Below are 14056 nucleotides of genomic sequence, written 5' to 3'. Positions count from 1 at the left end.
GAGGCAAAACCTTGTCGTCGGTTCCGCCCTCGCGCAAAGCTGTTCCGGGCCGGCGGGTCGGTCAACAGACCCGCCGGTGCGGCACCTCAGACGTATCGGTTGACGATATTCTCGAGCAGTTCCTGGCGGCCGGATTTCGGCTGCGGCTCGATCTTCTTCTTGACGACGCGCTCGGTGATCTCCTCCAGCGTCCGCTTGCCGGCAAGCATCGCCTTGGCCTCGGCCGAGTTCCAGCCGGCATAGCGCTCGGCCAACGGTCCCAACAGCGCCTTGTCCCCGACCATGCGAGCGGCGGCCTTGAGGCCGCGTGCACAGCAATCCATGCCGCCGATATGGCCAATCAGCAGATCCTGCGGATCGAGCGACTGTCGCCTAAGCTTGGCGTCGAAATTGGTGCCGCCGGTCTTGAAGCCACCGGCCTGCAGGACCTGATAATAGGCCAATGCCATCTCCGGCACGTTGTTGGGGAACTGGTCGGTGTCCCAGCCCGACTGGTAGTCGTTGCGGTTCATGTCGATCGAGCCGAAGATGCCGAGCGCATTGGCCAGCGCCAGTTCATGCTCGAAGGAATGGCCGGCCAGGATCGCATGGCCCTGCTCGATGTTGAGTTTGACCTCCTTCTCCAGCCCGAAGCGCTTCAGGAAGCCGTAGACCGTGGCGACGTCATAGTCGTACTGGTGCTTTGTCGGCTCCTGCGGCTTCGGCTCGATCAGGATGGTGCCCTTGAAGCCGATCCGGTGCTTGTAGTCGACGACCAGGTTGAGGAAGCGGCCGGCCTGTTCCTGTTCGCGGGCAAGGTCGGTGTTGAGCAGCGTCTCATAGCCCTCGCGGCCGCCCCACAGCACATAATTCTCGCCCTTCAGCCGCTTGGTGACGTCGATGCAGTGTTTGACCGTCGCTGCCGCATAGGCAAAGACGTCCGGGTCGGGATTGGTGGCGGCTCCCGCCATGAAGCGGCGATTGGAGAACAGGTTGGCCGTGCCCCAAAGTAGCTTGACCCCGGTCTTCTTCATCTTCGCCGCAAAATAATCTGATATCTCGTCGAGCCGCGCGGCACTTTCAGAAAAATCTTTTCCCTCCGGCCGCACATCGGCATCGTGGAAGCAGAAATAGGGAACACCCAGCAGCGAAAACATGTCGAAGGCGACATCGGCCTTGAGCTTGGCCAGTTCCATCGTGTCGGTGCCACCGGCCTCGGCGAACCACGGCCGCTCGAAGGTCTGGCCGCCGAACGGATCGCCGCCTGGCCAGGCGAAGGAATGCCAGTAGGCGACGGCAAAGCGCAAATGGTCTTCCAGCCGCTTGCCGGCGACAACCTCATCGGGATTGTAGAACCGGTAGGCCAGCGGATTGGTCGAATCCGGCCCCTCGTATTTGATCTTCTGGATGTCGCCGAAAAAGCCGCTGGTCATGTCTGTCTGTCCTCTCGCAGGGTTCGGTCCTGATTACCTCAGGCGTAATTGGTTTCGCGCTGGCGCTGGATGAAAAGGGTCATGTCAAAGCCAATCAACCACGGAGACAGACCATGACCGACCTCAACACGATCGCCGAAAACTACATCGCCGCCTGGAACGAGAGCGATGCCGCGCGCCGGCAAGCCTTGCTCAAGGCGGCCTTCACCGATGACGTCAGCTACCGCGATCCGATCATGCAGGGAGACGGCCACAATGGCCTCGCCGCACTGATCAATGGTGTCCAAAAACGATTTGCCGGCTTCCGGTTCTCGCTGAAGGGCAAGCCGGACGGGTTTGGCGACACGATCCGCTTCTCGTGGAATCTCGGGCCGGAAGGCACCGATTCCGTCATCGAAGGCACCGACATCGGCGTCATCGAGAATGGCCGCCTGAAAAGCGTCACCGGCTTTCTCGACAAGGTCCCGGCACAGTGAGGTGATCTCGGGCCGCGGCGTGGGTGGGAAACCACTCACGCCGTGGCCGCCTTGATAGCCGGGTAAAGCAAGCGGTAGCGCTGATAGGCATCCGCATAGGCGTTGCTTAGCGCGGCGACCGGCTCGATTGTGGCATCGGTGGCCGGCGCCGTGCACACTCTGAGCGGATCGGCGCCCGTCGCCGCGATCAGGCCAAGCCTCGCTGCACCGAAGGCGGCGCCGAAATCGCCGTCGGCGGGAATGTCGACGGGCAGGCCGAGCGCGGTGGCGATTGCCTTTAGCCAGTAGTGCGAGCGCGAGCCGCCGCCGATCGCCGTCACCCGCGTCAGCGTCGTGCCGGCTTTGGCCAGGGCTTCGAGACTGTCGCGGAAGGCGAAAGCCACGCCCTCCAGCACGGCCTGGGTCAACACGGCGCGGCTCGATTCATGCGCAAGCCCGGTAAACGAGCCGCGAATGGCCGCATCATTGTGCGGGGTGCGCTCGCCCGAGAGATAGGGCAGGAAGGACACGCCGGTCGGCGCCTTCAGCGTATCGCCGAGCTCGGCGGTCAGCTCGCCGGCGCCTTTGCCTGAAATCTCGGACAGCCAGTTGAGCGAATCGGTTGCCGACAGGATGACGCCCATCTGGTGCCAGGTGTCGGGCAACGCGTGGCAGAATGTGTGCACCGCGCTTTCCGGGTTGGGCAGATAGGACGCATTGGCGGCAAACAGCACGCCTGACGTGCCAAGCGAGACAAAGGCCTGGCCGGCGGCGACCGTGCCCATGCCGCAAGCCGACGCCGCATTGTCGCCGGCGCCACCAGCGATCGGGATGCCCGCCTGCATCCCCCATTTCGAGGCCAGTTCGCTGCGCAACGCGCCAGCCTTCTCAGTGCCTTCGACCAGTGACGGCATCTGCTTCTCGTCGAGCGACGTGGCGGAAAGCAGGTCGGATGACCAGCCTCGCTTGCCGACATCGAGCCAGGACGTGCCGGCCGAGTCCGACATCTCTGAAATATGCTCGCCGGTGAGCCAGAGCCGCAGAAAATCCTTTGGCAGCAAAACCTTTGCCAGTTTGGCGAAAATATCCGGCTCATTGTTTCTCACCCAGACCAGCTTTGGCGCGGTGAAACCGGGAAACACGATGTTGCCGGTCAGCTTGCGAAAGCGCGGGTCGGCGTCGAGCTTGGCGGCCTCGGCATGGCTGCGCGTGTCGTTCCACAGGATGCAGGGGCGCAGCACCTGGTCGCCGGCATCGAGCAATGTAGCGCCATGCATCTGGCCGGAGAGGCCGATTCCTTTGACGGCGGCGAGCTGTTCTGGATGAGAAACCTTGAGCTCGGCGATCGCTCCCTCGCAGGCGCGGATCCACTCGGCGGGGTTCTGCTCCGACCAGCCGGGGTGCGGCCGAGACACGTCGAGTGACGCGTGGCCGGATCCGATGATGCTCTGCCCGGCATCGATCAACAGCGCCTTGACGCCCGACGTGCCCAGATCGAGGCCGAGATACATGGTGTCCTCCCATTGTCATTAATTTTTTCGGATCTCGAAAAAATCTGACTTGGCAGTTTTTAAGACAAGATCCGCCTCCGGTCAATTCTCCGACAAATCGGCAGCCCGCCGCGAAAGCAGCGCCGACAGCGGGCTGTCGGGCCGCGCCAGCGCGCGTTCCGCGGCAAGTGCCCTTGCCAATGCACGGTCGCCCGACCGCAGCGCTGCCTCGATCAGCGTCAGGTCGACGACGTCGCGTTGTGCATGACTGCCGCCGAAGCGGTGGGCGATCGCCCGGATGGGCCGGATCAGGCGGACCGTCTCGGCATAATTGCCTTCGCCGAACGCCTTGATGGCGAGCGTCAGGGGATGGCCGACATCCCGGGTAAAGGCGGCGTTGTCGTCGTTGGCGTGCATGGCCTCGTGCTGCGCCTCGAGCAAGGTGCGAGCCGGCGTCTCTTGGCCGGCGCCGACGAGGGCCATCATTGCGTGGGCATCGTTGAAGGCATAGTTGCCGGCGCTGGCCTTCGCCCAGTTGGCGGCGAGTGCCGCCCAGCGGCCGCCGACATCGACGCCGCCGAGATGCAGCCGCCACAGGATAGACGAAGCATCGACCATGTTGAGCGCCAGCGTCGAGCGTTCGCCGTAGATTGGGCCGTCATAGAGCGCCAACGCCTCGTCGGTCTCGCCGAGATCGTAGTGGAACAGCGCCAGATGCCACCAATTATGCACTTTCAGGAAGCTTTCACGCGTCCACGCGTCGGGGTTGGCGCGCATCCAAGCGATGCCATCCCTTTGCCGGCTCTGCATTTCCATGACATGGGCGACGGCGTGCTGCGCCCAGCCGTCGCGCGGCTCGATGTCGACTGCCATGCGGCCAAGCTTTTCGGCGCGCGCATAGTCGCCCATTTCCTCCAGCCCGAACGCCTGCATGCCGAGTATGGCGTGGTAGCCCGGCATGCCGCTCTGCCACGACGGCAGCGCGCGGCCGATGCGGTCGCGCAGCATGCGGGCATTGCCGGTGAAGAAATCGATCTGGTGCCCGGTCTGCAGCGCCAGCGCATCGAGCGGAAACTCGATGGCGATATCCTCGAGCAGACGAGCGGCTTCATGCCAGCGTCCTGCGGCAAGATGGCCAAGTGCTGCGACATGCGCCTGCTCGCGCGGCGAGGCGGCAAGCGGCAGTGCCGCCTCGTGGCATGTCCTGGCCACGGCTGCCGCCTCGCGCTCGGTGGCGAGGCCGAAGAGATAGCCCTTGAACACATGCGCCATGACGAAGCCGGGATCCTCGGCGATGGCGCGATCGACCGAGCCGACCGGGTCGCCGATGAAGCATTGCAGTTCGCGCACGGCCTGGCTGTAAGGCGAGAACCCGGCCTCCGTCGCGCCAGAAAATGTCAGCCCGAATGCGTCCCTGACTGCCACGTCATGTCCTCAATTGCCCGAGCGCATCGCCACTGTGGCGATGCCGGCGCCGACCAGCAGCGTGCCGCCGGTGCGGTTGAAGATGCGGATCGCCTTCGGGTTGCGAACGACGTTGCGTGCCCTTGCGGCGATCAGCGCGTAACCGAAGGCATTGGCGAAGGCGAGCGCCAGGAAAGTCGTCTCGAAGATCACCATCTGCGTCCAGAAATCGGCATGCCGGTCGAGGAACTGCGGCAGGAAGGCGACGAAGAAGGTGATGCTTTTCGGATTGAGCGCGGTGACCAGCCAGGCATGCGCCATCATCTTGGCCGAGGACACCGCGTCCAGGCGCGGCTCGGCCTTGAGCGTGCCGCCGGCGCGAAACAGCTTTATGCCGAGATAGATCAGATAGCCGGCGCCGACCACCTTCAGCACCGTGAACACGGTGGCCGACGCCGCCAGCAGCGCGCCGATGCCCAGCATCGACAGCGTCATCGCCGTAAAATCGCCAAATGCCACGCCAACCGCCATCGGCAGCGCGGTGCGCCAGCCCTGGCCGAGCGCATAGGATACGACCAGAAGGATGGTCGGGCCGGGAATGACAAGAAGGATCGTCGAGGCGGCGGCAAAGGCGGCCCAGTTTTCGAAGGACATGTTCGTCTCCTTGAGCTCAAAGAAGAGGATAAATCCTTGGGCTCACAAAGATGTAAAGGGGCAAAAATCGAAAATGCCCCTGGTTAACATCAGGCGACGGTTCTTCACGCTTTTTCAACCATGATTGGTGAAAATGCACTCTATCCGGCCGGACCGTGTTTCCCGCCGACAGCGTAGGGTTTGGGTAGATGCGCGAGTTGCCGCAAGGTCTGACGCCGCCGCACAATGGCGACGAAATCGAAATTTCCGAAATCCAGCTTTCCCGCCGCGCAGTGTTGTCCGGCGCCGGTGCGCTGGGGCTGCTCGGCGTCGCCGGCTGCAGCCAGACGCTCGACCTGTCGGCGCTGCAACTCGACGGCGTCACCACCGGCGCGATCACCCCTGTCCGCCCGAGCATCAGCGTCGACAAGAACATCACCAGCCCTGGTGTGATGTATGCCTCCGTCACCGACGGCGGCTTCACGCTGCCGGAAGTGCCCTACCTCAAGGTCAAGCCGGAGTTCCGCCGCCAGATCGTCGTCGACCCGACTGGCGAGCAGCCCGGCACCATCGTCGTCCATTCGCAGGAGCGGCTGCTCTACTTGGTGCAGCCCGGCGGTGACGCTATCCGTTACGGCGTCGGTATCGGCAAGGAAGGCTTTCGCTGGTCCGGCCGCGCCAACATCCAGTACGGCAAGGAATGGCCGACCTGGAGGCCGCCGGCCGAGATGATCGCCCGCAAGCCGGAACTGGTGAAATGGCAGGCCGGGCAGCCCGGCGGCCTCGACAACCCGCTCGGCGCGCGTGCGCTGTACATCTACCAGAACGGCCAGGACACCGGCTACCGCATCCACGGTTCGCCCGAATGGTGGAGCATCGGCCAGGCGATGTCGTCGGGCTGCGTTCGCCTGATCAACCAGGACATCATCGACCTCTACAGCCGCGTCTCCAGGAAGAACCCGGTCGTCGTCGTCTGACCCTCCCGGTCATCGTCTGAACTCGAGGCGGCTGACGCGGCCGCTCGACTCTCCCGTTGCGCGATCTCGCAAGACAGGCGAATGTGACTTGCAAAGCCACTGCTCGGGAGACGTGAAGCATGTCCGGAACTTTTGTCATCGCGCAAGGCGGCGGCCCGACCGCCGTCATCAACCAGACGGTGGTGGGCGCCGCGCTCGAGATCCGCAAGCGGCATCCCGGCGCCAAGGTGTTGGGCTCCATCCATGGCGTGCGCGGCATCCGCGACGGCAACTATGTCGATCTTTCGGCTATCCCTGAGGACCGGTTGCGGTTGATTGCGGCGACGCCGAGCGCCGCGCTTGGCTCGACGCGCGACAAGCCGGACGAGGCCTATTGCGAGATCATCCTCAACGGCCTGAAGAAGGCGGGCGCCGATGCCTTCATCTACATCGGCGGCAACGACACGTCCGGCACGCAGCAGATCCTGACCGACGCCGCCGGCGGCAAGATGGCTTTCGTCCATGCGCCGAAAACCATCGACAACGATCTCGAGGAGAACGACCACACGCCGGGCTTCATTTCGGCAGCCGAGTTCGTCGCCGGCGCTTTTCTCTCAGTCGACCTCGATTTCCGTGCTCTGCCGGGCATCTATGTCGGCATCGTCATGGGCCGGCACGCCGGTTTCCTCACCGCCGCCGCCGCCGCATGGCAGCTTGATCCCGACAGCGGCCCGCATCTCGTTTATGTGCCGGAGCGTCCGTTCTCGGCTGCAGCCTTCATCGACGACGTGCGCGCCACGCTCGATCGCCACAAGCGCTGCATCGTCGCAGTCTCCGAAGGCGTCAGCACCGCCGACGGCAAGGCGCTGGTCGAAAGTCTTGTCCCGCCGGACAAACTGGAGCGCGATGCGCATGGCAACGTCAAGCTGTCGGGCAGCGACCTGCCGGCCGCCCTCGAGCGCGCGCTGGCCGAAGGATTGCCGGGCAAGCGGGCGCGCGTCGATGCGCTCGGCTACATGCCGCGCGGCTATGTCGGCGCCATCAACCCCGTCGATGCGCAGGAAGCCTTCGATGCCGGCGTCTTTGCGGTCGCTGTCGCCGAACAGGGCGGCGGCTCGGTGGCACTGCAATATGACGGCGAGAAAACCGTGCTGAAGAAGGTGCCGCTGAAAAACGTTGCCGGCAAGACCCGTCACATGCCCGACGATTTCATGCTGCCGGATACCAACCAGCTCTCCGACGCAGGAATGGCCTATCTGAAGCGGCTGGTTCCCGAAAAGTACAAGGTCGGAAAGCCGTTCGTCTGATGCCGGCTTTTGCCTGATGCTTGACTGGTTCAGCAGAACAGCAGTTGACGCCGCTACAACAATGCTGACCGAGCCGTTCGTGCATGATTTCGTGCGCGCCAACATTTGGCATTTGCGCGGCCGCGACGTCGACCTGCTTGTCGACACCGGCATGGGGATTTGCCCGCTGGCGCCGGAGATCGACACACCTGATGGCAAGCCGCTGCTCGTCGTCGCCACCCACATCCACCTCGACCATGTCGGTTCGCTGCACGAATTCCCGCTGCGGGCGGGACCGAGGATGAGTGCCGCGCAATTCGACAGCATGGACGACGCCGTCACCTACGCCCACATGTTTCATGATCTCGACGGCGCCGTCTCGAAGCTGCCGGCGCCGGGCTGGAAAGCGGCCGAATACAGAATCCCGCCAGCGCCGCTGACGCGGACGCTTGACGAGGGCGATCTGGTCGACCTTGGCGACCGGCAATTCCGCGTGCTGCATCTGCCCGGCCATTCGCCGGATTCGATCGCGCTGTTCGATGAGGCCGACGGCCTGTTCTTCGCCGGCGACGCCATCTACGACGCCATGCTGATCGACGACCTGCCGGACTCCGACCGATCAGCCTATCGCCGAACAATGCAGCGGCTGCTCGATCTGCCTGTCAGCATCGGCCATGGCGGCCATGGACCAAGCTTCGACGGCAACCGGATGCGCGAGATCGCCACCGGTTATCTCAGGCGAACAGACGGCGCATAAGCCAAGAATCTGGTTGCCCGCCAGAATATCTTTGACAACATTGGTGAAGGCCGACAGGCGGCCTGATGCAAACGGATTGTCTCGATGATCACCCGCGGCTTCTCTTCAGGACGAAAGCCCCCGACGGATGCGGATGCGCGTATCCCGCCGGGGCAGTATCTCGAGCAAGGGTTTCCGGTGCTGTCGGCCGGGCCGACGCCGCGTGTGCGTACCGAGGACTGGTCGTTCACGCTCAAGCACGGACCGCGGCCGATCAAGACGTGGAACTGGACAGAGTTCAACGCGCTGCCTTTGACCAAGATGACGCGCGACATCCATTGCGTCACCGCGTGGACCAAGTTCGACACGGCGTGGCAGGGTGTGCTGGTCGACGATATTCTGGCGGATGCCGGCATCGAGCCACCGACGGCCTTCACGCTGGCGCTGTCCTTCGACGGCTATACAACCAACGTGCCGACGCAGGATCTCACTGCCGGCAAGGCGATGGTGGCGTTGCTTTACGAAGGCAGGCCGATCACGCCGGACCACGGCGGCCCGGCGCGGCTGCTGGTTCCGCATCTCTATTTCTGGAAGTCGGCCAAATGGCTGAATGGGCTGCAGTTCACCGAGCGTGACGAGCCCGGCTTCTGGGAGCTGCGCGGCTATCACATCTATGGCGACCCGTGGCGCGAGCAGCGCTATACGGGCGATCCATGAGCGACGGGCCGGCGGCGCAGTCGCCCTGGCAGACGGTGACCATCGCCCGCATCGAAAAGCGCACGCCGCGCGTCACCAGCTTTTTCCTCCAGCCGTCGCGGCCCTTCGCCTATCGTGCCGGGCAGCACGTCGATGTCAGGCTGACGGCGCCGGACGGCTATCAGGCGCGCCGCTCCTACTCCATCGCCTCGGCGCCGGAAGCCGGCGAGACGATCGAACTGGCGATCGAAAGGCTCGATGATGGCGAGGTCTCCCCCTTCTTCCACGATATCGCGGCGGTCGGCGACGAGGTCGAGTTGCGCGGACCGCTCGGCGGCCACTTCGTCTGGTCCGACAGCGACGGCGGCCCGCTTCTGCTGGTCGGCGGCGGGTCCGGCATGGTGCCGCTGATGGCGATGATCCGCCATCGTGCCGCACGCAAATCGGTGGTGCCCGCGGCGTTGGTGTTTTCTTCAAGGGTTTGGGACGAGGTGATCTTTCGCGATGAGCTGATCGATTTCCACGATCGCCGGGACGGCTTCGATCTGGTGCTGACGCTGACCCGCGAGCCCGCCCGGCGCCCGGCGGACTATTCACGGCGGATCGACGTTGCGATGATGGAGCAATCGATGGTGCGGCTGCCCGCACCGCCAAGGTTCGCCTTTGTCTGCGGCTCGAATGCCTTCGTGTCGGCCGCCGCCCAGGCGCTGATCGATGCCGGCGTTCCGGCAAGCCTCATCCGCACCGAGCGCTACGGGGTTTAAGCTCCCCGGTCAGGCGTCGATCTCGAGCGCCGTCAGCGGCTTCGAACAGCAGGCCAGGATGAAGCCGTCGTCGATCTCGTGATCGAGGATGCCGCCATTGTGGCTCATCTCGACTGTGCCCGAGACCTTTTTCACCTTGCAGGTTCCGCACAGGCCGAACTCGCAGGCTGCGGGAATTCGTACGCCCGAAGCGCGCGCCGTCTGCAGCACGGTCTGGCCGGCAACGCAGTCGGCATCGATATCCGAAAGCGAAAAGCGGATCGGCGTTGCGGCCTCGGCAGGTACCTCGACCCCACCCTTTGCCGGCCCACCCTCTGGCGGCGAACCGAACGGGGCCGGTATTTCCTCCACCGCCGGGGCCGCAAAGCTCTCCTGATGGTAGTTGGCCATGTCGAAGCCGGCCGCCTCCAGCATCTGCCGCACGGCGCGCATGAACGGGTCGGGGCCGCAGCAGAAAATTTCGCGCTCGCGAAAATCGGGCGCCAGCAGCGGCAGCCTTATCGCGTCGATCCGGCCCATATGGCCGAACCAGCCCTCACGGCTGGACCGCTCCTCGATCATGAAGCCGAGCGTCAGGCCCGGCATGCGGCTGCCGAGCAGCTCGAGTTCCTTGCGGAAGATGATCTCCTCGGGCTTTCGCGCGCAGTTGACGAAGCCGACATCGGTCCATGGCGCGCAGTCGTTCAGCCAGCGCAGCATCGACATCATCGGCGTCACGCCGGAGCCGGCCGAAATGAACAGATACTTGGCCGCGGGATGGCTGTGCAGCGAAAAGTCGCCCGCCGGCCCATAGGCCTTCACGTGAACGCCGGGCTTCAGATTGTCGAACATCCAGCGGGTGCCGAGGCTGCCGGCCTGCGCTTTCACCGTCACCGCGATCGAGAACGGCCGCGACGGCGAGGACGACAGCGTATAGGTCCGCATCAGCGGGCCCTCGGTGGTCGGCAGTTCCAGCGTCACGAACTGCCCCGGTCTGTAGCGGAACCAGGTCTGGTTGTCAGAGCGGAAGGTGAAGGTCTTCACGTCAGGCGCCTCGTCGCTGACGCCGATGACTTCCAGCACCTGGAGCCTGTCGTTCCAGGGCGCCATCTCGTCGAGATGGCGGTAGAGGCCAAGGTCCGTCATCGCATTCATCCCCTTGACCCCGTTCAGGCGACGCTGCGCAGCGCCGGCCGCCCGGCCTCGGCAAGGCGCGGCCCGATGAAGGAGGCGTACCATTCGACGAACTGGATGACGCCGCCCTCATGCAGTTCCGAATAGGGGCCGGGCTCATAGGCCGGCGACAGGATGCCGAAGGCGTTTTCCTCGACGATGCGACGGTCCTGATCGTTGGTCTCGGTCCAGACATGGGTGAGTTCGGCGAGGTCGTAATCGACGCCTTCGACCGCGTCCTTATGGACAAGCCATTTGGTGGTGACGGCCGTTTCCGTGGCACTGATCGGCAGCACGCGGAAGGTGACGGCATGATCGCCGAGGATATGGTTCCAGGTCGTCGGATAGTGATAGAGCAGCAGCGAGCCGATACGGTCGGTCGAAACGCTGTCGGAAAGGTTCTTCTTCACCGCGCGTCTTCCCGTCATCGTGTAGCTGACGGCGTCGCGCAGCAGCGGCGCGCGGGTGGCGCGATACTGCCCGGCCGGATCGATGCGGAACTTGCTCGGCAGGCCTGCCGCCTCGCATTTCGCCCAGTGCGCGAGCATCTCCGGATCGCTGTCGGCGCCCTGCACCCCGGTCACCGTCGGCGCTTCCGGGAATGTCTTGCAGAGTTCCGGATGGTTGCCGGCGCAATGATAGCACTCGCGGTTGTTCTCCCAGACGAGCTTCCAGTTGCCCTTCTCGACGATGGTCGATTCGAAGGCGACTTTTGCCTCGCGCAGCCGGTGCGGCAGGAGGTAAGGCTCGATCATGGCTCGCATCGGCGCGAAGTCGACCGGCTCGTTGGCCAGGCAGATGAAGATGTAGCCGCCAACGCTTTCGCAAGCCACCGGCTTCAGGCTGAACTGGCTCTTGTCGAAGCCGTCTGCCATCTGGCGAGCAAACAACAGCCGGCCGTCCAACTCGTAGGTCCACTGGTGATAGGGGCAGACCAGCTTCGCCGCAGTGCCCTTGTCGGCATTGCAGACACGGCTGCCGCGATGCCGGCAGGAATTGTGGAAGGCATTGATCTTGCCTTGCTGGTCGCGGACCAGCACGACCGGATAGTCGCCAATCTGGGCGGTGATATAGCTGCCAGCTTTCGGCAACTCGCAATCGTGGCCGATGAACAGCCAGTCGCGATACCAGATCAGCTCCATGTCGAGCTTGAAGAAATCTGGATCGGTGTAGAAGGGCTGCTCGAGCGAATAGCCTTGCCTGCGGCCGTGCAAGAGCCTCAGCATGTCGTTGCGCGCGTCCATGTCCTGTCCTCGTGTAAGGACTGAACTGGTGGTGATGGAGGGAGGATCGGCCGCAGACCGGCGACAGGGCCGACATGCATCATCCACCTCTTGACCGCCCACCGCGATCAGTCGAGTCTAAAAATCTCGGGCTGGTTTCCGGGCTCTGGAGTGTCCTTGCGGACTCATCGCGACACCTTCCCAGGCTTGTGGCCCAGTGGTCTCCCGTTGCGACTTGAACTCCACCACCGTTGCGGGGGCAGCACCGGGTTCTGACCGGCTTCCCAATTCTCCGCTTCGTCGTCACCAAGCGGCACCTGAGATGGCGTGATCTAATCATGCCGGCCGGCTGACTGTCGGCATGAAAGCGACATCGTATCCATGCGGCGCGACACCGCCGGCGAAACCTGCAGGTTTATATCTGCAGGGCTGAAACCCCACTTTTCGGCGGCCACTGTCGGCTGCTGTGACATCGAATCTGACCCGCGGCGGAGGTCAGGAAAGTTAACAGTTTACCAAAGTGACTATTAGCCGCTTCTAAAATCGAACCGAACGGTTCGTTTCTGTTGACAGCGTGCAGCACCCTGTGAACGCAGATCCGCCAATCCGTCAAATCATGAATGGCTAATTTTGAATAAGGTATTGAAAACAAACCATAAAACCATGGTAGCAGATGCCTCTGGTACAATTTCAAGGTGTAGATTCTTGGTCCACACGGAACAACTTCGTGATTGGAATCCGCCGAATGGCCTTCCCACATCGGGGCTGTCCGAATGACGCGCATCCTCCCAAGACACGCCGCTAGGCGGACGGAAGACTAAGATACTGGAGTACTAAAATGAAAAAGATCGCTCTTGCTGCCGTCGCCGCTCTGGCCATCACCGGCAGCGCCTTTGCCGGCAGCGACCATTATGGGTCCAACGCCGCCAACCAGCCGACTGCTGCGATCGACAGCTCGTATACGGCCTCTGTCCAGACGCCGGCTCACGCTGAAAAGCAGCCCGTTGGCCCGGGCGCCGACCGCAACCTTTTCGGCAACAATTAACAGCTGGTCCCAAACAGCAAAGTGGCGGTCCGCCGCTCGGGATCTGAGGAACTCAGGAGTATTTGAAATGAAGAAGCTCATTCTTGCCACCGCCGCCATTGTGGCCATCTCCGGCGGCGCTTTTGCCGGCAGCGACAACTTTGGATCGAACGGTGCCAACCAACCGGCCGCCGCGGTCGACAGCAACTCGTACACGGCTTCGATTCGGAATTCGGCTTCGGCGCAGAATCCGGTTCCGGCTCACGAGAAACCCGTCAACGGCAGCGACCGTAACCTGTTCGGCAACAACTAACAGTTCGTTCCAACAGCGGCGGCGGCATTTGCCCGCCGCGCTGGTGGAACCAAGAAAATCCAGGAGTTTTGAAAATGAAGAAGATCGTTGTTACCGCCGCCGCGCTTTTGATTGCTGCCGGCAGCGCTTTTGCCGGTAGCGACAACTTTGGCGGAACCGACATCAACAAGCAGGCGACCATCAACGTCGACAACACGCAGACGTCTTCGGTACGCAATACCGGCTCGCCGGTCTACAAGCTGCTCAACTCGTCGGGCGACTTACAGAAGTCCGCCCCGCAGGGCAGCGACCGGAGCCTGTTCGGCCGCTAGCGCATCGGCCCGAAAATCGGTTCGATTTTCGGAAAGCACGATGCGCAGCGTTAAAGTGTTAGAGCGTACTTTTGTGCGTCCACTTGGACGCACGTCGCTCTAACAGCGACCGGAACGCACAAGAGGGGGGGGGGGGGGGGGGGGGGGGGGGGGGGGGGGGGGGGGGGGGGGGGGGGCGGGGGGGGGGGGGGGGGGGGGGGG

At 63.5% G+C, this 14056-nt stretch carries 15 protein-coding genes and 1 riboswitch; of the genes, 9 read left to right on the top strand and 6 right to left on the bottom strand.

Annotated features, from left to right (window positions below):
- Positions 1 to 86 precede the first annotated feature (86 nt).
- Entirely contained in the window at positions 87 to 1412 is a 1326-nt protein-coding gene (gene xylA / locus AC0L3D_RS03325) for a xylose isomerase (protein WP_473643119.1), read from the bottom strand.
- 113 nt (positions 1413 to 1525) lie between these two features.
- Between xylA and AC0L3D_RS03320 the strand changes: the two genes are divergently transcribed.
- Positions 1526 to 1888 (top strand): nuclear transport factor 2 family protein, encoded by a 363-nt coding sequence (locus AC0L3D_RS03320; protein WP_473643117.1) that lies wholly within the window; start codon positions 1526 to 1528, stop codon positions 1886 to 1888.
- A 35-nt stretch (positions 1889 to 1923) separates the two neighbouring features.
- On the opposite strand, the gene xylB is transcribed toward AC0L3D_RS03320, so the two are convergent.
- The 3 genes from xylB to AC0L3D_RS03305 form a co-directional block, all read right to left on the bottom strand.
- The gene (gene xylB / locus AC0L3D_RS03315; RefSeq protein WP_287238492.1) at positions 1924 to 3378 is read right to left on the bottom strand and encodes a xylulokinase; all 1455 of its coding nucleotides are present in this window, start codon (positions 3376 to 3378) and stop codon (positions 1924 to 1926) included.
- An 81-nt stretch (positions 3379 to 3459) separates the two neighbouring features.
- A complete protein-coding gene (locus AC0L3D_RS03310; protein WP_473643115.1) occupies positions 3460 to 4782 on the bottom strand; it encodes a tetratricopeptide repeat protein in 1323 nt (440 codons plus the stop codon).
- Between the two features lie 9 nt (positions 4783 to 4791).
- The gene (locus tag AC0L3D_RS03305) at positions 4792 to 5415 is read right to left on the bottom strand and encodes a LysE family translocator (RefSeq protein WP_287063966.1); all 624 of its coding nucleotides are present in this window, start codon (positions 5413 to 5415) and stop codon (positions 4792 to 4794) included.
- A gap of 188 nt (positions 5416 to 5603) precedes the next feature.
- On the opposite strand from AC0L3D_RS03305, the gene AC0L3D_RS03300 reads away from it, so the two are divergent.
- The 5 genes from AC0L3D_RS03300 to AC0L3D_RS03280 all read left to right on the top strand — a co-directional run bounded on the left by AC0L3D_RS03300 (position 5604) and on the right by AC0L3D_RS03280 (position 9832).
- Positions 5604 to 6371, top strand: coding sequence for a L,D-transpeptidase (locus AC0L3D_RS03300; protein WP_027151997.1), 768 nt, complete (start codon positions 5604 to 5606; stop codon positions 6369 to 6371).
- Between the two features lie 119 nt (positions 6372 to 6490).
- Positions 6491 to 7657 carry a diphosphate--fructose-6-phosphate 1-phosphotransferase gene (locus AC0L3D_RS03295; protein WP_287051528.1) on the top strand — a complete coding sequence of 389 codons (1167 nt, stop codon included), beginning with the start codon at positions 6491 to 6493 and terminating at the stop codon, positions 7655 to 7657.
- Between the two features lie 16 nt (positions 7658 to 7673).
- Positions 7674 to 8393 (top strand): MBL fold metallo-hydrolase, encoded by a 720-nt coding sequence (locus AC0L3D_RS03290; protein WP_236377940.1) that lies wholly within the window; start codon positions 7674 to 7676, stop codon positions 8391 to 8393.
- Between the two features lie 84 nt (positions 8394 to 8477).
- Positions 8478 to 9089 carry a molybdopterin-dependent oxidoreductase gene (locus tag AC0L3D_RS03285; RefSeq protein ID WP_287051530.1) on the top strand — a complete coding sequence of 204 codons (612 nt, stop codon included), beginning with the start codon at positions 8478 to 8480 and terminating at the stop codon, positions 9087 to 9089.
- Positions 9086 to 9832 carry an FAD-binding oxidoreductase gene (locus AC0L3D_RS03280; RefSeq protein ID WP_473643113.1) on the top strand — a complete coding sequence of 249 codons (747 nt, stop codon included), beginning with the start codon at positions 9086 to 9088 and terminating at the stop codon, positions 9830 to 9832. Before AC0L3D_RS03285 ends, AC0L3D_RS03280 begins: the two co-directional genes overlap by 4 nt.
- 9 nt (positions 9833 to 9841) lie before the next feature.
- Here AC0L3D_RS03280 and AC0L3D_RS03275 read toward each other — a convergent pair whose 3' ends face one another.
- Both AC0L3D_RS03275 and AC0L3D_RS03270 read right to left on the bottom strand, forming a co-directional pair.
- Positions 9842 to 10957 (bottom strand): FAD-binding oxidoreductase, encoded by a 1116-nt coding sequence (locus tag AC0L3D_RS03275; protein WP_287063957.1) that lies wholly within the window; start codon positions 10955 to 10957, stop codon positions 9842 to 9844.
- A 23-nt stretch (positions 10958 to 10980) separates the two neighbouring features.
- A complete protein-coding gene (locus AC0L3D_RS03270; RefSeq protein WP_473643112.1) occupies positions 10981 to 12228 on the bottom strand; it encodes an aromatic ring-hydroxylating oxygenase subunit alpha in 1248 nt (415 codons plus the stop codon).
- Positions 12229 to 12340: 112 nt separating this feature from the next.
- A riboswitch (cobalamin riboswitch) is annotated at positions 12341 to 12543 on the bottom strand.
- Positions 12544 to 13045: 502 nt separating this feature from the next.
- Here AC0L3D_RS03270 and AC0L3D_RS03265 point away from each other — a divergent pair.
- From AC0L3D_RS03265 to AC0L3D_RS03255, 3 genes are all read left to right on the top strand, one after another.
- Positions 13046 to 13252 carry a DUF680 domain-containing protein gene (locus AC0L3D_RS03265; protein WP_473626933.1) on the top strand — a complete coding sequence of 69 codons (207 nt, stop codon included), beginning with the start codon at positions 13046 to 13048 and terminating at the stop codon, positions 13250 to 13252.
- A 67-nt stretch (positions 13253 to 13319) separates the two neighbouring features.
- Positions 13320 to 13544 (top strand): DUF680 domain-containing protein, encoded by a 225-nt coding sequence (locus AC0L3D_RS03260; protein WP_473626934.1) that lies wholly within the window; start codon positions 13320 to 13322, stop codon positions 13542 to 13544.
- A 74-nt stretch (positions 13545 to 13618) separates the two neighbouring features.
- Complete coding sequence (locus AC0L3D_RS03255) at positions 13619 to 13855, top strand: DUF680 domain-containing protein (RefSeq protein WP_027151989.1); 237 nt, start codon at positions 13619 to 13621, stop codon at positions 13853 to 13855.
- Positions 13856 to 14056 lie beyond the last annotated feature (201 nt).

The sequence above is a fragment of the Mesorhizobium sp. WSM4837 genome (assembly GCF_055811435.1).
This window is presented reverse-complemented; position numbering and strand designations above follow the sequence as displayed.